The following is a 20726-nucleotide window of genomic DNA, read 5'->3' on the forward strand; positions in this document are numbered from 1 at the left end:
CGGATCAGGTCCTGATCCCCCCGGATGTGGATGGAGTGCCACCGGCGGTCTGCCGGTCGAAGCGCCCCCGGGAACATGGGTGGCGTCCCCGGGTGGTCGTGAAGATTTATCACGGCCTTATGAGTGATCCCCAGCGGGTGGTGTGGCGCAGACCACAGGAAGAAGCGGACAAAGTTCCGTCAATATGACAATGCAGGCCGATGGGGTGACAGGATCGTTATACGGATTTGAGTGTCCGCTGAGCGAACGGCCCTGCGGGGGCCCATCGGTCAGGGCAGGAGCGTTTCGATGAGTGTTTCCTGCAACACACCGAGCCACAGATAGGCCATCACCATCGGCTTGCGCGGGTCCTGGTCCGGCAGCCGGTACAGCTCGCCGCCCTCGTCCTCGTCGGTGATGTCGAGGCGGGTGGCGATGGTCAGGCGCAGGTCGTTGAGCGCGCCCAGCCAGTGCCGCGCGTCGTCGGCGGTCAGCTTCAGGACGGCCCCGCCGTCGCCCTTCGGGCTCAGCGCGTCCAGGCCGTGCACCACCGCGAGGGCGTCGGTGCGCTTGCGCGTGCGCAGGTCGTTCTCGGTGAAGCGCCTGAACTCCGCCGATTTGGCGCGCAGTTCGTCGCTCTCCTCGCTCGCGTACGCCTCGGGGAACAGGCGGGCGAGCGCCGGGTCGGCGGGCGGCTCGCTCGGGCCCTCGGCGAACAGGGCGGCCAGCGGGTCCTCGTCCTCGGCCGGCTCATCGCCGGGCCCGATGAGTTCGAGCAGCTGGACGGCGAGCGAGCGCAGGATGGCGATCTCGACCTCGTCGAGCGCGACGGCCGCGCCGCCGCCGGGCGTCCCCTCGAAGTGCCCGGCCATCAGCCGCGGTCCTGCGTCAGCGTCGCCCAGAGCCCGTAGCCGTGCATCGCCTGCACGTCGCGTTCCATCTCCTCGCGGCTGCCGCTGGAGACCACGGCCCGCCCCTTGTGGTGCACGTCGAGCATCAGCTTGTGGGCCTTGTCCTTGGAGTAGCCGAAGTAGGACTGGAAGACGTATTGCACGTAACTCATCAGGTTGACCGGGTCGTTGTGGACGAGCGTCACCCAGGGCACATCGGGCTCGGCGACGGGAAGGCTCGACTCCGCCGACTCGGGGCGTTCGATCTCTACGGGGGCAACGCTCACGACTCTGGGCGACCTTCGTCTCTTCTGCCGGGGGTCCGGGGGTCGGCCCCCGGGAAAAGCGGCCTGCCGGGGGTCCGGGGTCGGCCCCCAAAAATCACAGCCACGGCCTCCATGCTGCCACCCGCAGCGGGTCATCGCACAAACGGGCCCCTAGAAATCGTCAGAGTGACGAGTATTCGGGGTAGCATCCCGGCATGCCCCCTCACCGGGGGGCGATCCCCCGGAACCCCGGCCGGCGTGTGCCCGGCCCGGACGAAAGTGCGAGGTAGCTCGCTGTGAATGCTGCGGACCTCGGTCTGCCGGTGGACGTGCCGTCGACCGCGCTCTTCACCGACCAGTACGAGTTCACGATGCTCCAGGCCGCCCTGAAGGCCGGTACGGCCGAGCGGCGCTCGGTCTTCGAGGTCTTCACCCGCCGCCTGCCCGAGGGCCGCCGCTACGGCGTGGTCGGCGGCACCGGACGCGTGCTGGACGCCGTCGAGAACTTCCGGTTCGACCCGGGCGTCCTCGGCTTCCTGCACGAGAACGACATCGTGGACGAGCCCACCCTGCGCTGGCTCTCCTCCTACCGCTTCAGCGGCGACATCTGGGGCTACCCCGAGGGCGAGGTGTACTTCCCGGGCTCGCCGATCCTGCGCGTCGAGGGCTCCTTCGCCGAGTGCGTGCTCCTGGAGACCGTGATCCTCTCGATCCTCAACCACGACTCCGCGATCGCCGCCGCCGCCTCCCGGATGTCCGCCGCGGCCGGCGGGCGCCCGCTGATCGAGATGGGCGCCCGCCGCACCCACGAACTGTCCGCGGTCGCCTCCTCGCGCGCCGCCTACGTCGGCGGCTTCAGCTCCACATCGGACCTCGCGGCGGGCTTCCGCTACGGCATCCCCACCGTCGGCACCAGCGCGCACGCCTTCACGCTGCTCCACGACAGCGAGCGGGACGCCTTCCGGGCGCAGGTCGACTCGCTCGGCCGCGGCACGACCCTGCTCGTGGACACCTACGACGTCGCCGAGGCGGTCCGCACCGCCGTCGAGATCGCCGGGCCGGAGCTCGGCGCGGTCCGTATCGACTCCGGCGACCTGCTCCTGGTGGCCCACCGGGTGCGCCAGCAGCTCGACGACCTCGGCGCCACCACCACCAAGATCGTGGTCACCTCCGACCTCGACGAATACGCCATCGCCTCACTGGCGGCGGCCCCCGTCGACGCGTACGGCGTCGGCACGCAGCTGGTCACCGGCTCCGGGCACCCGACCTGCTCCATGGTCTACAAGCTGGTCGCGCGCGCCCAGTCGGCCGATGCGAAGGCGCCGCTGATCCCGGTCGCCAAGAAGTCGCTCGGCGCGAAGTCCTCGCTGGGCGGGCGCAAGTGGGCCGCGCGCCGCTCGGACGCGTACGGGATCGCCGAGGCCGAGGTCGTCGGCACCGGCGCGGTGCCGGCCGCGCTCATGGACCGCCAGCTCCTGGTCGAGCTGGTCAAGGGCGGCACCGTCGTGGCCCGCGAGCCGCTTGACACCGCCCGCGAGCGGCACATCGACGCACTGGCCGCGCTGCCGATGTCCGCGGGCCAGCTCTCGCGGGGCGAGCCGGTCATCCCCACCGAGTACGTCTGAGCCGTACGCCGCGCCGCCCAGCGGGTTTCCGCCCCCGTTTGCCCCCTGCCGCGCGGCCATCGAAGTCTCTACGCTCGAAGAACAGCCCCACCCCCACACGGGCCCGCAGACCGAAGGACAGCCGACATGCACCGCGCCTTGATCGTCGTGGACGTCCAGAACGACTTCTGTGAGGGCGGCTCCCTCGCGGTCGCGGGCGGATCCGACGTCGCCGCCGCCATCACCGACCTGGTGGGCCAGGCGGCGGGCTCCGCCTACCGCCACGTGGTGGCCACGCGCGACCACCACATCGACCCGGGCGCGCACTTCTCCGACACGCCGGACTTCGAGCACTCCTGGCCGGTGCACTGCGTCGCGGGCACCGAGGGCGTGGGCTTCCACCCCAACTTCGCTCCGGCGGTCGCCAGCGGGGCCATCGACGCGGTCTTCGACAAGGGTGCCTACGCCGCCGCGTACAGCGGCTTCGAGGGCCTGGACGAGAACGGGCTCTCGCTCGCGGACTGGCTGCGGGCGCGGCAGGTCGGCGAGGTCGACGTGGTCGGCATCGCCACGGACCACTGTGTGCGGGCCACCGCGCTCGACGCGGTGCGGGCCGGGTTCGCCACCCACGTCCTGCTCGACCTCACGGCCGGGGTCGCCCCGCACACCACGACGGCCGCGGTCGAGGAGATGCGGGCGGCGGGCGTCGACCTGTCGGGCAAGCCCGTCGTGTAGCGGGCCCGCGGCCCGGGCTCCGGCCCCTTCCCTGGCGCGGCGCTCCTACCTCAGCAGCGCCCGTATCGGATGCCAGAGCTCCTCGGTGGTCTCCGGGGCCGTGCGCCACAGCAAACCGTCGGGATGGTGCAGGACGGCCGTGATCTCGTCCAGGGTCGGCGGCGCGGTCTGGCCGCGCAGATAGACCGCCCGCAGACCGAGATTGCGGAGCCTGGTCAGGGCGCGCGCCCGGTTGACGGCGTGCACCAGGACGCGCACGTCGGTGCCCGGTGCCGCCGGGTTCGGCAGGGTCAGCGCGACGACCACGCTGCCTCCTGGCAACTTGCAATAACCTCCGCCGGGCATGCCGGACCACTCCCCCTGCGAGACGACGCATTGGACCCGCTGTCAATAAGGACTCGTAGGACGCACCTAAACACGATCGGCCGCCGCCCGCTAGAGGGCGACGGCCGATCATGGTTTGACCTGCGGTTTTGACAATTACTTGGTGGAGGTGCCGACCTTCACCGTGATCGTCTGGCCGTTGCGCGGCTGGTCGACGATCGAGATCCGCGTCTTGGTGTCAGGAACCTTGACGCTGCCGGTCGGGTTCTCGGCGTACCAGTACGTGCCGTGGTGGTCGTCGAAGACCGGCACGCCCGCCTGCGACTTGATCTTGGTCGCCACGTCCGCGTTGTGCAGCGTGAAGGCGTCCGTCCGGTACTGGCTGAACGGCGCGTCGAACGGCTGGATCTTGTTGCGGATCATCGTGCCGTCGGCCCACTTGAGCGGCTTGGCGTGCGCGTCGATCGGCAGGATCAGGCCCTGGCCGGGGTGGGCCGAGACGTTGTTGTCCTTCTGGGAGGTGTCCCAGAGCCAGATGAGCAGACCCTTCTGGTACGGGTAGTGCTCGACCCAGCTCGGACGGGTCTTGGAGAAGCCGAAGTTGTACGGGCCGACCTTGAGGGTCGTGTCGTACGAGACGTACTGGCGGTTCTCCGCGAGGTAGTACTGCGGGTAGTCGTTGGTGAAGGACTCCCCGATGCGGGTGAAGTTCTTCGCCGTCCAGCCGTTGTCGCCGCCCTCGGCTCCGTCGGTGACGACGGCGGCGCCGTCGGCGGTGACGGTGATCGCGTCGGCGGTGAAGCCCTTGCCGCCCGCGCCGCCGTCCGTCTGGTAGCGGAAGCGGAGCTGGATGTTCTTGCCGGCGAACTGGTCGAGCGGGTACGACAGCTTCTTGTACGCGCCCGACGCGTCGGTCAGGGCCGGCTTGTCGCTGGAGTCGCGCGTGATGGCCTTGCCGTCGGCGGTGCCGTCGATCGCGTTCCAGCTGGCGCCGTTGTCCGTGGAGACCTCGGTGTAGAGGAAGTCGTAGTCCTTCTCGATGTCCCACCAGCCCGAAAGGTCCAGGGACGCCTTGGACTTGCCGGTCAGGTCGACCGAACGCGTCAGGGTGTTGTTGAGGTTGTCACCCATCCCGCTCCACCACTGTTTCGAACCCTCGACGGGCTTGACGACGGTGGTGGTGACTTCCTTCTTGGGCAGCTCGACGACGAGCGCCTGGTTGTCCTTGGTGTTGTACTCCGAGACGCCCAGCTTGGCGGTGACCTTCGAACCCGCCTTCACCGAGGCGTAGTCGAGCCAGCCCAGCTGGAGCTTGTCCCACGCGGTCATGTCGCCGGGCAGGTCTCCGATGGAGTCCTTGCCGGTGCCGAGCCAGGAGCCGGCCGACATCAGGGACCAGAAACCGACCGAGTTCTCGGCGGTGTTGGTGGTGTCGTAGAGGTCCGGCAGACCGAGGTCGTGCCCGTACTCGTGCGCGAAGACACCGAGGCCGCCGTTCTCCGGCTGCATCGTGTAGTCGCCGACCCACATCCCGGTGTCACCGATCTGGGTGCCGCCGGCCTTGTTGTTCGCCGGGCCGGTCTTGCCCGCGTCGGTGCCGTAGGCGTACCAGCGGTGCGCCCACAGGGCGTTGGTGCCCTGGGCGCCGCCGCCCGCCGACTCGTCCTCGCCGGCGTGCACGATCTGGAAGTGATCGATGTAGCCGTCGGGCTCGTTGAAGTTGCCGTTGTTGTTGTAGTCGTTGCGGTCCCACTGGTCGTACTGACCGAGGACGGCCTTGATCTGCGCGTCCGTCTGGCCCTTGGCCTTCTGGTCGGCGACCCAGGCGTTGACGCCGTCACGGACGGTGTCCCACACGTTGGCGCAGTTGGTCTGGCCGCAGTAGTTGGAGCCGTAACGGGCCTCGTTGTACGGGATCTTGACCCAGTCGGTGACCTGGCCGTCGACCGAGTAACGGCCCGAGGACGTCTTCTCGTAGTACGTCTTGAGCGAGTTGACGTTCTTGCCGGTACCGAAGTACAGGTCCTGGTAGTGCTTCTGGTTGTAATCGGCCTGCCAGGCGGTCGAGTTGTCCTTCGACCGGTCCGGCTTGGCTATCTGGTTGTGCGCCGGGCCTGCGGTGCCGCCGTACTTGGGCTGCGGCGGCTTGGGGCCGTCGGGACCGTCCGGGTCGTACATGGTGGTGTTGTCGACCTGGTCGCCGAACTCCACCAGGATCGTGAAGATCTTGTCGGTCTTCTCGCGGCCGAGCTCGACGTACTTCTTGTCGCTGAGCTTGACGACGTCGGAGCCGCCGCGCTTCTCCACCTGCTTCTTGCCGGATATGACCTGTTCCAGCGCCGCTTGGCGCTGCTGCGCCTGCTGGTCGCTGAACGGGCCCTTCAGGTTGTGCTCCTGGCCGCTGGCCCTCGACGGGTCCTGGCGCTGAACGGCCACCGGAGCCTTCGAGTCCGCCTGGGCCGTGGCGAATGCCGAGCCCGTTGCGCCGACCGTGGCTATGGCCACGAGCACGGCGGCGGCTCTTGCCGCCCTCCTGCTGCTGGTCACTTGACGATTTCCTCCCCCGCGGGCCGGCAGGAACCGGGGGGTGAGGGGCTGGTTCCGGTGCTCGACGCGCGTCTCAAGTGACGACATTGGACCGGAGTTGCCAAAGAAAAGACAGATCTTGACTTGTTCGTGCCAAGTACATTATGCAGAAGGTCAGTTCCGTTATCCGGACGTGACCGGTGTGCTAACAGACCGGGACAACAGGTGCACACGTCTCGCCATCCGGACCGGGGCGCATCGGCAAATGACTCTGTGCGCCCCCTGTGCACCGGCACCGTGGGTTAGGTCACGCTTACCAACAGTTCCGCTCGGGCATGGACCGTCGTAGAGTCGCTTGGCAGTGCGATCCGGTGGCCCGGCCCACCGGTTGAGAACGGTCGAAAGGCTCACCCCCTATCCGAACCATGAGGACGGATAACGCCATGCCGCGTCCCACTGCCGCACAGCTCTCCTACGGTTCGGCCACCGTCGTCTTCTCGACCGTCGCCATGCTGCTGCTCTCGCGCACCGAGTCCGGCGTCGGAGTGGCGGTCATCGTGCTCGCCGCGCTCCTGCTCGGCCTGCTCGTCGCCGTGACGGTCCCCATGCCGCTGCCCCGCCGCTCGCGGGCGGACGCAAACGACCGCACGGCCCCGGCCGCTGGTGCGGCACCGGTCAACCGTGCGGCCGTCGTCGAGACTTCCGCTTCTGCGCGCGTGCCGTCCCCCCGCGCCCGGCGGGACGTCACACGCGAGCACTCACTGCGGGGTTGAGACCACCACCACCGTCTTGGCGGCCTTGTCGTGCCAGCCCTGCCGGTACGGCTTGTCCGCCAGGATCGTGATCCCCAGGACGATGTCCCACACGCAGTAGCAGCACAGCACGAAGGGCGCCCACAGCACGGCGGCCCGCGCGAGCGCCGCGTTGATGGTGGGCACCCGGCCGTCGTTGAGCATCGCGACCCGCAGCCCCAGCCACTTCTTGCCCAGGGTCTGCCCGGTCTTGGACACCATGAGGGTGTCGTAGCCGATGTAGGCGACGAGCGAGATCAGCAGCCACAGCAGCCCGCTGCCGGAGTACGCCTTGCTGATCACCTCGGAGCCGGAGTCGCCGTTGTCCGTCGAGACGACGACGAAACGGTTGCTGGTCGCCCATTCGATCAGGCCCAGCGGGATCGCGATGATGAGGTAGTCGATCACACGGGCCAGGAACCGCTTCCCGAAGTCGGCGAGCGGCGGCATGCCGGCCAACGGGTCGACGCCGCCGTACTGGCCGCCGTAGGGGTCGGAGGGCGGCGGCGCGCTGTCGTACGGCGAGCCGCCACCGGGAGGAGGCGGGCCGCCGTAGGGGCCACCCCCGCCGGGCGGCGGAGGCGGCGTGCCATAGGCGCCCCCGCCACCGGACGGGCCCGGACCGTGCGGCGGATCAGCGGGCGGCGGCTGCGCACCGCCGTAGGGAGAACCGCTCTGCCAAGGCTCTGACGGCTTCTTGCGGAACGGGTCGTCCTCGGGCGGCTGACCGGGCGGCGGCTGATCGGTACTCATGGCGGTAGTGCACCGCGCGCGCGAGGCGCCCGCGACCTGAGGGACGCCGTTCGGGGGCCGCCCGGCGAGAGGCCTCAGTCCTGCGCGACGAACGTACGGGCCGCCTTGTCGTGCCAGCACTGGCGCCACGGCCGGTCGAACAGGCACCAGGCCACGTTGACCACGCCCACCGCGAGCAGCCCGAGCACGCCGTACACCAGCCAGCGCCGTGCCGCCTGGCCGAACGTCGGCGGCTCGTACGACTCGATGCCGCGCACCTGGACGCCGCACAGCTTCTTGCCGAGCGTGCGGCCCCACTTGGCGGTGGGCAGCGCCTCGTACAGCAGGCCGAGGACGAGGAAGGCGCCCAGCACGATGCCGAGGAAGCCCGCGGTCGTGCCGTCGAGGAGATAGACGGTGACCGTACGGCCCGACAGTTTCGCCGCGTCGATCTTCTCCTGGATGTGGTCGCCGACCCGGGTGAGCAGCGGCACGGCGAGACCACCGACGACGGCGCCGAGCAGCACGGTGTCCACGAGCCGCGCGATCAGCCGCCTGCCGAGCCCGGCGGGCCGGGCCGAGGCCTGCGCCTGCGCGGCCTGGAGGAAGGGGTCGGCCACCGGTGGCTTCCACGGCACGACCGGCTCCTGCGGCCGCGCCTGTCCCTGCGGGTCGGGCTGGGCGAGTTGGTGCACCTGCTGCGCCCAGGACGCGGCGCCTCCCCCGGGCCCGGCCGTCATCGGCGACCCGGCCACGGAAGCGGCGTGGGCGGAAGCGGCGTCGACGGGAGCGGACTGCTGTGCATGACCGGGCTGAGCGGTGTGCGCCGGTGGCTGCTGCTGCGCGCGGCTCGGTTGTACGGGACTGGGTTGTACAGGGCTGGGCTGTACGGGACTCGGTGACGCGGGGTGGGGCATCGGCTGGGGCCCGGCGGGGGACGGCATCCGGGCCGGGGCCACGTACCCGCCGTCAGCGCGGCCGGGGGCCGCCGGGCGCACCGGGTCGGCCGCCGCGGGCAGTTGGGCGCGGGCGGGCGGCGGTTCGACGGCGGCGGGCGGCACGGAAGGAGCGAGCTGGGCGGGCTGCTGCTGGTGCGGCACCGGGCCCCCGGTCCACGCGGCGGCCGCCGACTGTGCGGGATGCGGCTGCTGTCCGGGGTCCGCCCGGTACGCGGAGTCCATGGGCCGGCCTGCGTCGGGGCGCCGGGGGTCGGGCAGCCTGGGGTCGGACGGGCGGGAATCGGACAGGCGAGGGTCGGAAAGGCGGGGGTCGGACTGTCGGGGGTCGGCCGCCGCTTCGGGCAGGCCGCGCGGGTCGACCGGGCGGCCCCAGGAGACCCGGCGGTCCTGGTCGCCGCCGAAGCCGGACTGGTGAGCGGCGTCCGCGTGCCAGACGGGCTGCGACCCGGCGCCCTGCCCCTGCCCCTGCCCCTGCGCGGCCAGGGCGGCCGAGCCCTCGGGCTCGTCGAGGAAGACCGGGCCCGTCTCCTCGGCGGGCGCGGCCTGCACCGGCGGCACCGCGGCGAGCGAAGGGGCCGGCGCGGGGGCGGCGCCGGGCGGCGGGGTGGGCGGCGCCTCACCCGCCACCGGGGCGGGGCGGCTCGTGCCGGGCACCCAGGAGACCCCGTTCCAGTACCGGACATATCCGGGAATGGAGGGGTCCGGGTAGTAACCCTCCCGGGCTGCGCTCCCGTCGCCGTCAGAAGGAACCGTCGCCATGTCCCCAACTCCGTTCCGATCCAGCACCGTTGATGTCCGCCGTGGCGCGCCGGCCGTACCGGGTGCCGACCGCGCGCTTCCGCTTGTCCCAGGAGGACCCTAACGAAGAACGTGCGCCCGGTTGGAGGAAGCCGGGCAGGAAGGCCGCGTACGGGCGATGCCGGGGCACCGTGCGGCACCCGGGTCCTGGACGCACGACGGGTGCGCGGCAGTGCGTAAAGTCGTGGCGCATCGAACGGATGCCCCCGGCGCCGCCGGTCAGGAAAGTGAGTGAGCATGCGCGTGGGGCCTGGTCGGACGGGTCATGACAGCCCGGTGGACAGACCCGGGGCGGCGCCTGCCGGGCTGCGCGGGGCCTGGTCGGCGGTCGCGGCCTTCGCGGCGGTCCGCGCGCTCGGTCTGCTGGTCCTGACGCTGTGGTCGCGCGCCAACGGCCGGGACGCCCACGCGCTGCTGTCCGCACGCTGGGACTCCCTCTGGTACGTGCGGGTCGCCGAGTCGGGTTACGACTTCACGCTGACCGCGCCGGACGGCCGGGTCCTGTCCGACCAGGCGTTCTTCCCGCTGCTGCCCTGGCTGGAGCGGGCCGTCGCCGCGGTGGGCCCGCTGGGCCTCGGCGACGCGGGGCTGCTGGTCAGCGCGGTGGCGGGCCCGGTGGCCGCCTGGGGCATGTATCTGATCGGGCATCATCTGCACGGCCATCGGGCGGGGCTCTTCCTGGTCACGCTGTGGGCGGCGGTACCGGTCGGGATCGTCCAGTCCATGGCGTACAGCGAAGCGCTGTTCGTGGCGCTCGCCGCCTGGTCGTTGTATGCGGTAGCCCGCCGGCACTGGGTCGGCGCGGGGCTGCTCGCGTCGCTCGCGGGGCTCACCCGGCCGGTGGGTCTCGCGGTCGCCGCCGCGGTGTGGGCGGGCGCCGCGGTCGAGGCGCGGCGCAGCCGGCACATCGGGGGCCGGATGCTCGCCGGGGTGGTGCTCGCCCCGCTCGGCGCGGCCGGTTACATCCTGTGGGTGGGCCTGCGCCGGGGCAGCCCGCTGGCCTATCTGGACGTGCAGGCGGAGTGGGGCAACGGCTTCGACGGAGGCCTCGCGTACGGGAAGTTCATCGTGGCCCACCTGGGCGGCTGGCCGGTCGTGCTCGCCGGGCTCGGCCTGATCGCGGGCACCGCGCTCGCGCTGTGGGCGTACGTGGCGTGCGTGCGCCGGCGCCAGCCGCTGCCGCTGCTCGTCTACACCGGCATCGTGGTGGCCCTCGCGCTGTGCTCATCGGGCTACTTCGGCTCCAAGCCGCGGTTGCTGCTGCCCGCCTTCCCGCTGCTGCTGCCGGTGGCGCTCGCGCTGTCCCGGATGCGCGCGACCCGCTCGGTGCCCGTGGTCACCGCCCTCGCGCTTGGCTCGGCGGTGTACGGAGCGAGCTGGCTCGGCGGCTCGGGGCCGCCCTGAGCGCAGGTGGCGGCGGGCTTAGGGGGTGCCTGGTGGATCCCGCGAAAAAGTTTCCCGTAGTCGCGTCATGACCGCGGGGGAACGCGCTCTCACCCGGTACGGCCCGCTCCCGGGCCGCGTACCGCGGGCACGGACACGGACGCCGGGCCCGTACCGGGAAGAGAAGAGGACCCCATGCGTCACACCGTCGTGGAACGCGAACTGGAGCTCACGCTGGTGCTGTCGCCCGAGCGCAGCATCGCCGTGCCGGCCCGGCTGACCTACCGCACGGACGATCCCTACGCCGTGCACATCACCTTCCACATCGGGTCCGACTCCCCCGTCGACTGGACGTTCGCGCGCGAGCTCCTGGTGGAGGGGGTGTTCCGGCCGTGCGGCCACGGCGATGTGCGGATCTGGCCGACGAAGGCCGAGGGCCGCAGCGTGGTGGTGATGGCGCTCAGTTCGCCGGACGGCGACGCGCTGCTCGAAGCGCCCGCCGTGCAGGTCTCGGCGTGGCTGGAGCGCACGCTGCGGGTGGTGCCGCCGGGCGCGGAGACGGAGCAGCTGGGCATCGACGACGGCCTCGCCGCGCTGCTCGCGCCCGCCACCGGCCGGGGCGGCGCCGACGAGCTGTGGCTGCGCGACCCCTGGCCCTGCGACGAGTCCCGCCCGGAGGAGCAGGCGTGAAAGGAGCCGGCCTGAAAGGCGCAGGCGCGCAAGGCGCAGGTGTGCAAGGCGCAGGTGTGCAAGGCCGAGGCGCGCAAGGCGCAGGCGCGCAAGGCCCAGGCGCGCAAGGCCCAGGCGCGCAAGGCGCAGGTGTGCGAGGCCGAGGCGCAGGCGCAGGCGTGCGAGGTCGCCGTCAGAACAGCTTGCCGGGGTTGAGCAGACCCAGCGGGTCGAAGGCGTGCTTGACCGCGCGCTGCATCTCGACGCCGACCGGTCCGAGTTCGCGGGCCAGCCACTCCTTCTTCAGGACCCCGACGCCGTGTTCGCCGGTGATGGTGCCGCCCAGTTTGAGGCCGAGCGCCATGATCTCGTCGAACGACTCGCGGGCGCGCCGTGACTCGTCCTCGTCGGCGGCGTCGAAGCAGACCACGGGGTGGGTGTTGCCGTCGCCGGCGTGCGCGCAGACGCCGATGGTCAGTCCGTACGTGGCGGCGATCGCCGAGGTGCCCTCCAGCATCGCGGCGAGCTTCGAGCGCGGCACGCACACGTCGTCAATCATCGTGGCCGACTTGATCGTTTCCAGGGCGGTCAGGGACAACCGCCGTGCCTGGAGCAGCAGTTCGGACTCGGCGACGCTGTCGGCGGGGACGACGTCGGTGGCGCCCGCGGCGGTGCACAACGCGCCGACGGCGGCGAGGTCGGCGGCCGGGTCGGGGGTGTCGAAGGCGGCGAGCAGCAGCGCCTCGGTGCTCTCGGGCAGTCCCATGTTCGCCATGCGGTTGACGGCCTGGATGGTGGTGCGGTCCATGAGTTCGAGCAGCGACGGCGTGTGGCCGCGCTCCATGATCGCGACGACGGCGTCGCAGGCGGCGGCCGCCGAGCCGAACTCGGCGGCGAGCACGAGCTGCGGCGGCGGCGCGGGCCGCAGCGCGAGGACCGCCTTGACAACGATGCCGAGGCTGCCCTCGGAGCCGACGAACAGCCGGGTCAGGTCGTACCCGGCGACGCCCTTGGCGGTGCGCCGCCCGGTGCTCATGAGCCGCCCGTCGGCGAGGACCACTTCGAGGCCGAGTACGTACTCGGCGGTCACGCCGTACTTCACGCAGCACAGGCCGCCGGACGCGGTGCCGATGTTCCCGCCGATGGTGCACATCTCCCAACTGGAGGGATCCGGCGGGTAGTAGAGCCCGTGCTCGTGGACGGCTCGTGACAGGACGGCGTTGACGACGCCGGGTTCGACGACCGCGACCCGGTCCACCGGGCTGATCTCCAGGATGCGGTCCATCTTGACCAGGGACAGGACGATGCAGCCGTCGCTCGCGTTGGCCGCTCCGGACAGTCCGGTGCGCGCGCCCTGCGGCACGACGGGCACGCGCAGCGCGGTGGCCGTACGCATCACGTGCTGGACCTCCTCGACGGTGCGGGGCAGCACCACGACGGCCGGGCTTCCGGCCGAGCAGAAGCTCGCCATGTCGTGGGCGTAGGAGGCGGTGATGTCGGGGTCGGTGATGACGGCGTCCGCCGGGAGGCCCTTACGCAGCCGTTCGAGAAGATCGTCCATGTCTTCAGCCTGGCACCCGGGGGCCATCGGTGTGAACCCTTTCCCCGGCCGGTCGGGGGGACCGGGTCAGCTCTTCCTATTGACGCACAGTGATCTCCATGGAGACCACGAAGACGGACCGGGACACGGACGCGGCGCGGCGGGCGGCCTGGCTCTCGGCCTCGGCCGCGGCCCAGCGCACCCCGCGGCGCCCGGGACCGTGGACCGCCCTGCGGCGGGCCGGTCTGGTGGCGCTCGCGGCGGGCACGCTGGTCGGGGGTGTCGTGCTGCTCATGCCCGAGGGCCCAGGGCCCAAGGCGGCGCCGCCCGCCCCGGCGCCCGCGGCCCGCGCCCTGACGGCGGTGGCCGCGGGGGCGCCCGCGTCGGTGGGCGATCTGACGGCCCTCATCACGGACCGGGCCGCCTGGGTGCGCACCCACCCCAAGGACGAGGCGTCCTGGGCGGTGCTGGGCTCGGCGTATGTGGAGCGCGGGGTGCGGGGCGCCGACCCCTCGTTCTATCCCCGGGCCGAAGGGGCGCTGCGGCGCTCGCTCCAGGTGCGGCCGAAGGACAATCAGGACGCCGAGATCGGGCTCGCGGCCCTCGCCAACGCCCGGCACGACTATGCGGCGGCACGCACCCTGGCCGAGGGGGTCAGGGCCCGCGCGGCGGACCGCTGGACGCTCTACCCGGCGCTGATCGAGGCGTACGACGGTCTCGGCGACCTCAAGGGCGCCGCGAAAGCGGTGGAGAAACTGCTCGAACTGCGGGAGGGGCCGGCCGCGTTGACGCGGGCGGCCGAGGTCTACCGGGCGCGCGGCTGGCGCGAGGACGCCACGGTGGCCCTCGACGAGGCGGTCGCGCACGCCACGTCGCCCGTGCAGAAGGCGGCCGCGCTGGCCGCGGCGGGCGACCTGGCGTGGGAGCGGGGCGAGCCGGAGGGCGCGCTCGCGCGGTACGAGGCCGCGCTGCACGCCGACCCGGGGGCGCACGCGGCGCTCGCGGGCCGGGCGAGGGCCGAGGTGGCGCTGGGCCGCAAGGCGGACGCCCGGCGCGACTACCTGGCGGCGGTCGCCCGGCTGCCGCGGCCCGAATACGTCATGGAGCTCGGCGAGTTGTACGAGTCCCAGGGCCTGGACGGCGATGCGCGCACCTGGTTCGACAAGCTGCGCGAGCTGGCCGCGCGGGACGGCGCCAACGGGGTGGACGACGCCTTGGTGCTCGGCCGGTTCGAGGCGGACCACGGGGCGGCGCGCGCCGCGGTGGACCGGCTCGACGCCGAGTGGCGGGCGCATCCCAGTGCGGCGGCGGAGGATGCGCTGGGCTGGGCGATGTACCGGGCGGGTGAGACGGAGCAGGCGCTGGCGCACGTGAAGAAGGCGACCGACTCCGGGGTGCGCGACGCCCTCTTCGCCTACCACCAGGGCGTCATCGAGCAGGAGTTGGGCCAGTCGGGCGCGGCCAGGCGTCACCTTCAGGACGCGTTGCGCACCAACCCGTACTTCTCGCCGACGCTCGCGCCGAAGGCGAAGGAAGCTCTCGCCGCGCTGGGTGAGCCGTCGGACGGCGGCCCGAAGGACATGTACGGGCACGTGGCGGCCGCGTCTTCTCAGGCGGGCTCGTCCGGCTCCGACTCCAGCTCCGGCGGCGGTTCCGGCGGCGCAGGCGGCGGCGGGGACGGGAGTTCCGCGTCGTCCGGCTCCGCGTCGAACCAGGGCGCCAGGCGCCCGGCAAGGCCCCGGCCCGCCAGACCCGCGAAGCCGTCACGGCGCGGCTGAGCACGGTGCAAGGCCACGGCCCCACGGGTCAGGTCCGTGGGGCCGGGGACTCATGACGGTAACTCAATTACCGTACGGCTGCGATCAGTTGCGGCTCAGAGGTTGCCGCGCCGCTCCTGCTCGCGCTCGATCGCCTCGAACAGGGCCTTGAAGTTGCCCTTGCCGAAGCCCATCGAACCGTGCCGCTCGATCATTTCGAAGAAGACGGTCGGGCGGTCCTGCACCGGCTTGGTGAAGATCTGGAGCAGGTAGCCGTCCTCGTCGCGGTCGACGAGGATCTTCAGCTCGCGCAGCGTCTCGACGGGCACCCGGGTCTCGCCGGCCCACTCGCCGAGGGTGTCGTAGTACGAGTCGGGGGTGTCGAGGAACTGGACACCGGCTGCGCGCATGGCCTTCACCGAGGCGACGATGTCGTTGGTGGCGAGCGCGATGTGCTGGACGCCGGGGCCGCCGTAGAACTCCAGGTACTCGTCGATCTGCGACTTCTTCTTGGCGATGGCCGGCTCGTTGAGCGGGAACTTCACCTTGAGGGTGCCGTCGGCGACGACCTTGGACATGAGCGCGGAGTACTCGGTGGCGATGTCGTCGCCCACGAACTCCTTCATGTTGGTGAAGCCCATGACGTTGTTGTAGAACGCCACCCACTCGTCCATCTTGCCGAGCTCGACATTGCCCACGCAGTGGTCGATGGCCTGGAAGAACCTCTTCTCCACGGGCTCGACCATCGGCGCGACGGCGACGAACCCGGGCAGGTAGGCGCCCTCGTAGCCGGAGCGCTCGACCAGGGTGTGCCGGGTCTTGCCGTACGTGGCGATCGCGGCGAGGACGACGGTGCCGTGCTCGTCCTTGACCTCGTGCGGCTCCTCAAGACCGGTGGCGCCGTGCTCGGTGGCGTACTGGTACGCGGCCCGCGCGTCGGGCACCTCGATGGCGAGGTCCACCACACCGTCACCGTGCTCGGCGACGTGCTCGGCGAGGAAGCGGCCGCGGTCGGTGGTGGGCTTGATGACGGAGGTGAACACGAAGCGGGCGGCGCCGCTGGTCAGCACGTAGCTGGCGGTCTCACGGCTGCCGTTCTCCGGTCCGGAGTACGCGACCAGCTTCATGCCGAAGGCCGTCGAGTAGTAGTGCGCGGCCTGCTTGGCGTTGCCCACGGCGAAGACCACCGCGTCCATGCCCTTCACCGGGAAGGGGTCGGCCTGCCGCGCGGTTCCGGGGGTCTGATCCAGGGTCTCAGTCATAGAGGGAGCGTCGCCCCGGAGGGCAAGCTGCGCAATAGTTCGCGTTTTCACTGGTCAATCTGTGCAGTCTCCGGCCACCATGAGGGGGCGTTCTGTACACGATGACCATCCGGAGGCGGCCATGGCGATCGATCATCTGGACGGGCGGCTGATCGTGCTGCTCGCGCGTGAGCCCCGCATCGGCGTCCTGGAGGCGTCCCGGCGGCTCGGGGTGGCCCGCGGCACGGTCCAGGCGCGGCTCGACCGGCTTCAGTCGAATGGAGTCATCCGGGGCTTCGGTCCCGACGTCGATCCGGCCGCGCTCGGCTACCCGGTCACCGCGTTCGCCACCCTGGAGATCAAACAGGGCCAGGGGGCCGATGTGCGGGCCCACTTGGCGTCCGTGCCCGAGGTCCTTGAGCTGCACACCACCACCGGCCAGGGCGACATGCTGTGCCGTCTGGTGGCGCGCTCCAACGCCGATCTCCAACGTGTGATCGACCGGGTTGTCGGTTTTGATGGCATCGTCCGGGCCGCGACGGCGATCGTCATGGAGAACCCGGTCCCGCTGCGGATCATCCCGCTGGTGGAGCAGGCGGGTCAGGACTCCGTGTCCGGCGGTGGCTGACCGGAGACCGACAGGGGTGAGCGCGTGGGCTTCTGGGACTACCTGTCCGGCAGACACCAACAGCTGCTCACCGACGCGCTCCAGCACGCGAGCGCGGTGTTCCAGTGCATGGTGATCGCCACCGTGCTCGGCGTCGTCATCGGCGTGGTGACCTACCGCAGCGGCTGGGCGGCGGGCCTCGCCATCACGTCCACCTCGACGATCCTCACGATCCCCTCGCTCGCCATGATCGGCCTGCTGATCCCGCTGGTGGGCCTGGGCGTGGCGCCCACGGTCGTCACCCTGACCCTGTACGGGCTCCTGCCGATCGTGCGGAACTCCATCGTCGGCCTGCGCGGCGTCGACCCGGCCCTCGTGGACGCCGCCAAGGGCATCGGGATGTCGCGCGCCGCCCGCCTGCTCCGGGTCGAACTCCCGCTGGCCTGGCCGCCCATCCTGACCGGCATCCGGGTCTCCACGCAGATGCTGATGGGCATCGCAGCGATCGCGGCGTACGCGTCGGGTCCGGGGCTCGGCAACGAGATCTTCCGCGGGATCGCGTCGCTGGGCAGCGCGAATGCCATCAACCAGGTGCTGGCGGGCACCCTCGGCATCGTGGTGCTCGCCCTGCTCTTCGACGCGGCGTACGTACTCATCGGCCGTCTCACCATTCCGAGGGGGATCCGTGTCTGAGCGATCCGAGCCCGAAGGTCCCGCACACGAGGGGCCGGGCCACGCGGCGACGTCCGGGGCCTCCATCCAGCTGGAAAACCTCACCAAGCGCTACCCGGGCAACGCCACCCCGTCCGTGGACAGCGTGACCATGGAGATCAAGGCGGGCGAGACCGTCGTGTTCGTGGGCCCCTCGGGCTGCGGCAAGTCGACGACCCTCAAGATGATCAACCGGTTGATCGAGCCGACGTCCGGTCGCATCCGGATCAACGACGAGGACGTCACGGACATCGACCCGGTGAAGCTGCGCCGCAAGGTCGGGTACGCGATCCAGTCGTCCGGGCTGTTCCCGCACATGACGGTCGCCGAGAACATCGCACTCGTGCCGAAGATGACCGGCTGGTCCAAGGCGAAGGTCAAGGACCGGGTCGAGGAAATGCTCGACCTGGTCGGCCTCGACCCGCGCGAGTTCCACGGCCGCTATCCGCGCCAGCTCTCCGGTGGTCAGCAGCAACGCGTGGGCGTGGCACGGGCGTTGGCGGCCGATCCGCCGGTGCTTTTGATGGACGAGCCGTTCGGCGCGGTCGACCCGATCACCCGCGACCACCTCCAGGACGAGCTGATCCGCCTCCAGCACGAGCTGCACAAGACGATCGTCTTCGTGACCCACGACTTCGACGAGGCGATCAAGCTGGGCGACCGGATCGCGGTGCTGCGCGAACACTCGCACATCGCCCAGTTCGACACCCCCGAGGCGATCCTCACCAACCCCGCCGACGACTTCGTGTCCGGGTTCGTGGGCGCGGGCGCGGCACTGAAGCGGCTCAACCTCACCCGCGTACGGGACGTGGAGATGGCCGACTTCCCCACCGTCACCGTCGACGACCCGCTCCAGTCGATCTTCAACAAGCTGCGCAGCGGCCCGCACAACGAACTGCTCATGCTGGACCGCAGGAACCGGCCCTACAAGTGGCTGCGGCGCGGCGACCTGATGCGCGCCAAGGGCTCGCTCGCGCGGGCCGGCCAACTGGTGCACGACACGGTGACCCGGGACGCGACGCTGCACGACGCCCTGGAGGCCGTGCTCACCGACTCCGGTGGCCGGGTCGCGGTGACCGGGCGGCGCGGCGAGTACATCGGCGTCGTCGACATGGAGACCCTGATGAACTCCGTGCACGAGCTCCTTGAGGCCGACCGGCTCGCCGCCATCGAGCACCAGCACGACCTCGAAGAGCTCCGCCACCACCAGAGAGAACAGGAGCTGGAGGGCGGTGCGGAGGAGTCATGACGCCGAGAAGCCCCGCTCCGGCCGAGCGCCCGCCGGGCGAGCACGAGGTGAAGGGCCACGCCTTCCGCGACGAGCTCCCCGATCCGCTCGCCGAGCCCGAGCCCGAGGACGCGGCGAGCCCGGTACCGGGCAGACCGGCCCGCAGGATCACCTGGCAGAAGCTGGTCTTCCTGCCGCTGGTCCTCGCGGTGGTCCTGGTGATCACGTACTTCTGGATCACCACCGTCCATCTGGACACGATCGCCAAGAACTCCCTGGACAACGGCAACGTCCAGCTGCGCCTGTGGCAGCACGTGAAGCTGACCGCGATCTCGACGTTCTGGGTGCTGATCATCGCGATCCCGCTCGGTATCGCGCTGACCCGGCGCGGGCTGAGCAGGGCTGCCCCGCCGGTCACCGCGCTCGCCAACATCGGCCAGGCCACCCCGGCCATCGGCCTGCTCGCGCTCCTGGTGATCTGGCTGGGCATCGGGCCGGGCACGGCGATCATCGGCATGGTGATCTACGCGGTCCTGCCGGTCCTGTCCAACACGGTGGCCGGCCTGAAGGCGATCGACCCCCAGCTCGTGGAGGCGGCCCGGGGCATCGGCATGTCGGCGCTCGGCACCCTGGGCCGGGTCGAACTGCCGCTGGCGGTGCCGCTGATCCTCGCGGGGGTGCGCACCGCGCTCGTCCTGAACGTCGGCACCGCCACACTCGCCACGTTCGGCGGCGGGGGCGGACTCGGCGACCTGATCACCTCCGGCATCCAGACCCAGCGCATGCCGGTCCTGGTCCTCGGCTCGATCCTGACGGTGGCTCTCGCGCTGCTCGTGGACTGGCTCGCGTCGCTTGCCGAGGTGGCGCTGACCCCGCGCGGACTGGAGGTGGAGTGATGCGGCACCGCCGTGTGCGGCACGTCCGTACGGCCCTGGCCGGCGCCGGCGGCGCTCTGGCGCTGCTCGCCGTGGTGTCGGGCTGCGGGCTGAAGTCCGGCTCCCCGCTGGTGGACGACGTACTGCCGGGCTCGCTCGGCAAGGGCCTGCCCCTCAAGGGGGCCTCCTTGACGGTCACGTCGAAGAACTTCAGCGAGAACATCATCCTGGGGCAGATGGTCGGCCTGGTCTTCAAGGCGGCCGGCGCCGAGGTCCTGGACCGGACGAACCTGCCGGGCTCGATCAGCGCCCGCGAGGCGATCGTGAAGGGCGACGCCGATGCGATGTACGACTACACGGGCACGGCGTGGATCACGTACCTGGGCAACAGCAAGCCGATCGTCGACCCGCAGGCGCAGTGGCGGGCGGTGCGCGACGCCGACCTGAAGAACGGCGTGACGTGGCTGCCCCAGTCGACCCTCGACAACACCTACTCGCTGGGCATCAGCCAGTCCAACAACGCCAAGTACCACCTCAAGACGCTCTCCGACGTGGCCGCGCTGTCCAAGAAGGACCCGTCGGCGGTGACGATCTGCGTGGAGAACGAGTTCGCCTCGCGCGAGGACGGGCTGCCCGGCATGGAGAAGGCGTACGGGATGTCGGTCCCCGCGTCCAACATCCAGAAGATGGACGCCGGGATCATCTACACCCAGGTGTCCAAGTCCAACTCCTGCCTGCTGGGCGAGGTGTTCACCACCGACGGACGCATCCAGGCGATGAACCTGGCGACCGTCGAGGACGACAAGCACTTCTTCCCCAACTACAACGCGGCGCCGATCCTGCACAGCAGGACGTACGCGAAGTACCCGGCGATGGCAGGCCTGTTGGACCCGGTCAGCGCGAAGCTGACCACGCAGGTCGCCCGTCAGCTGAACGCCCGGGTCGACGTGGACGGCCAGGACCCGCATGACGTGGCGCTGGAGTGGCTGGTGCGGGAGGGGTTCATCAAGAAGGGGTGAACCGGATCCGGGCCCGGCGGCGCATGCAAAGAACACGGTGCAAAGAAGTTGATGCAAAGAAAGCGTTGCAAGCCTCTCTTTGCATAGCTATC

The 20726-nt window shown here is 71.0% G+C and carries 19 protein-coding genes; 11 read left to right on the forward strand and 8 right to left on the reverse strand.

Annotated elements, in window-relative coordinates; genetic code table 11:
• Positions 1–269: 269 nt before the first annotated feature.
• Both ACGFW5_RS02630 and clpS read right to left on the reverse strand, forming a co-directional pair.
• A complete protein-coding gene (locus ACGFW5_RS02630) occupies positions 270–851 on the reverse strand; it encodes a DUF2017 domain-containing protein (protein ID WP_393832301.1) in 582 nt (193 codons plus the stop codon).
• Positions 851–1156 carry an ATP-dependent Clp protease adapter ClpS gene (clpS, locus tag ACGFW5_RS02635; RefSeq protein ID WP_100578580.1) on the reverse strand — a complete coding sequence of 102 codons (306 nt, stop codon included), beginning with the start codon at positions 1154–1156 and terminating at the stop codon, positions 851–853. The genes ACGFW5_RS02630 and clpS overlap by 1 nt, the downstream gene beginning before the upstream one ends.
• Positions 1157–1431: 275 nt before the next feature.
• Here clpS and ACGFW5_RS02640 point away from each other — a divergent pair, with 275 nt between their 5' ends.
• Positions 1432–2760, forward strand: coding sequence for a nicotinate phosphoribosyltransferase (locus ACGFW5_RS02640; RefSeq protein ID WP_393832302.1), 1329 nt, complete (start codon positions 1432–1434; stop codon positions 2758–2760).
• Positions 2761–2886: 126 nt separating this feature from the next.
• Positions 2887–3474 carry an isochorismatase family protein gene (locus ACGFW5_RS02645; RefSeq protein ID WP_393832303.1) on the forward strand — a complete coding sequence of 196 codons (588 nt, stop codon included), beginning with the start codon at positions 2887–2889 and terminating at the stop codon, positions 3472–3474.
• A 45-nt stretch (positions 3475–3519) separates the two neighbouring features.
• Here the strand turns inward: ACGFW5_RS02645 and ACGFW5_RS02650 are convergent, their stop codons facing one another.
• A complete protein-coding gene (locus ACGFW5_RS02650) occupies positions 3520–3819 on the reverse strand; it encodes a hypothetical protein (RefSeq protein ID WP_267052983.1) in 300 nt (99 codons plus the stop codon).
• 135 nt (positions 3820–3954) lie between these two features.
• Positions 3955–6345, reverse strand: a complete 2391-nt coding sequence (locus ACGFW5_RS02655; RefSeq protein WP_393832304.1) for an immune inhibitor A domain-containing protein — start codon at positions 6343–6345, stop codon at positions 3955–3957.
• Positions 6346–6767: 422 nt separating this feature from the next.
• Here ACGFW5_RS02655 and ACGFW5_RS02660 point away from each other — a divergent pair, with 422 nt between their 5' ends.
• Entirely contained in the window at positions 6768–7097 is a 330-nt protein-coding gene (locus ACGFW5_RS02660; protein ID WP_393832305.1) for a hypothetical protein, read from the forward strand.
• Here ACGFW5_RS02660 and ACGFW5_RS02665 read toward each other — a convergent pair.
• Together ACGFW5_RS02665 and ACGFW5_RS02670 are read right to left on the reverse strand one after the other, a co-directional pair.
• Positions 7083–7868: an RDD family protein gene (locus ACGFW5_RS02665; RefSeq protein WP_393832306.1), complete on the reverse strand. Its 786-nt coding sequence runs from the start codon at positions 7866–7868 to the stop codon at positions 7083–7085. The two genes, ACGFW5_RS02660 and ACGFW5_RS02665, sit on opposite strands and share 15 nt — an antisense overlap.
• Before the next feature lie 74 nt (positions 7869–7942).
• Positions 7943–9565, reverse strand: coding sequence for an RDD family protein (locus ACGFW5_RS02670; RefSeq protein ID WP_393832307.1), 1623 nt, complete (start codon positions 9563–9565; stop codon positions 7943–7945).
• A 276-nt stretch (positions 9566–9841) separates the two neighbouring features.
• On the opposite strand from ACGFW5_RS02670, the gene ACGFW5_RS02675 reads away from it, so the two are divergent.
• Together ACGFW5_RS02675 and ACGFW5_RS02680 are read left to right on the forward strand one after the other, a co-directional pair.
• Positions 9842–11008, forward strand: a complete 1167-nt coding sequence (locus tag ACGFW5_RS02675; RefSeq protein ID WP_393832308.1) for a hypothetical protein — start codon at positions 9842–9844, stop codon at positions 11006–11008.
• A gap of 174 nt (positions 11009–11182) precedes the next feature.
• Positions 11183–11677 carry an SsgA family sporulation/cell division regulator gene (locus ACGFW5_RS02680; RefSeq protein ID WP_393832309.1) on the forward strand — a complete coding sequence of 165 codons (495 nt, stop codon included), beginning with the start codon at positions 11183–11185 and terminating at the stop codon, positions 11675–11677.
• Between the two features lie 172 nt (positions 11678–11849).
• Here the strand turns inward: ACGFW5_RS02680 and ACGFW5_RS02685 are convergent, their stop codons facing one another.
• A complete protein-coding gene (locus ACGFW5_RS02685) occupies positions 11850–13217 on the reverse strand; it encodes an FAD-binding oxidoreductase (RefSeq protein WP_393832310.1) in 1368 nt (455 codons plus the stop codon).
• Positions 13218–13315: 98 nt separating this feature from the next.
• Between ACGFW5_RS02685 and ACGFW5_RS02690 the strand changes: the two genes are divergently transcribed.
• Complete coding sequence (locus ACGFW5_RS02690) at positions 13316–14974, forward strand: tetratricopeptide repeat protein (RefSeq protein ID WP_393832311.1); 1659 nt, start codon at positions 13316–13318, stop codon at positions 14972–14974.
• 95 nt (positions 14975–15069) lie between these two features.
• Here the strand turns inward: ACGFW5_RS02690 and hppD are convergent, their stop codons facing one another.
• Positions 15070–16215 carry a 4-hydroxyphenylpyruvate dioxygenase gene (hppD, locus tag ACGFW5_RS02695; protein WP_393832312.1) on the reverse strand — a complete coding sequence of 382 codons (1146 nt, stop codon included), beginning with the start codon at positions 16213–16215 and terminating at the stop codon, positions 15070–15072.
• A 121-nt stretch (positions 16216–16336) separates the two neighbouring features.
• Between hppD and ACGFW5_RS02700 the strand changes: the two genes are divergently transcribed.
• Genes ACGFW5_RS02700 through ACGFW5_RS02720 form a run of 5 tightly spaced genes read left to right on the forward strand, consistent with a single transcriptional unit; the run spans position 16337 to position 20634 of the window.
• Complete coding sequence (locus tag ACGFW5_RS02700; protein ID WP_393832313.1) at positions 16337–16822, forward strand: Lrp/AsnC family transcriptional regulator; 486 nt, start codon at positions 16337–16339, stop codon at positions 16820–16822.
• A 24-nt stretch (positions 16823–16846) separates the two neighbouring features.
• Entirely contained in the window at positions 16847–17494 is a 648-nt protein-coding gene (locus ACGFW5_RS02705) for an ABC transporter permease (RefSeq protein ID WP_393832314.1), read from the forward strand.
• Entirely contained in the window at positions 17487–18761 is a 1275-nt protein-coding gene (locus ACGFW5_RS02710; protein WP_393832315.1) for a betaine/proline/choline family ABC transporter ATP-binding protein, read from the forward strand. The genes ACGFW5_RS02705 and ACGFW5_RS02710 overlap by 8 nt, the downstream gene beginning before the upstream one ends.
• On the forward strand, positions 18758–19636 hold the full coding sequence (locus ACGFW5_RS02715) for an ABC transporter permease (RefSeq protein ID WP_393832316.1): 879 nt from the start codon (positions 18758–18760) through the stop codon (positions 19634–19636). Before ACGFW5_RS02710 ends, ACGFW5_RS02715 begins: the two co-directional genes overlap by 4 nt.
• Positions 19636–20634 carry a glycine betaine ABC transporter substrate-binding protein gene (locus ACGFW5_RS02720; protein WP_393832317.1) on the forward strand — a complete coding sequence of 333 codons (999 nt, stop codon included), beginning with the start codon at positions 19636–19638 and terminating at the stop codon, positions 20632–20634. The genes ACGFW5_RS02715 and ACGFW5_RS02720 overlap by 1 nt, the downstream gene beginning before the upstream one ends.
• The last annotated feature ends 92 nt before the right edge of the window (positions 20635–20726 follow it).

Source organism: Streptomyces sp. NPDC048416, assembly GCF_043200435.1.
GTDB lineage: Bacteria > Actinomycetota > Actinomycetes > Streptomycetales > Streptomycetaceae > Streptomyces.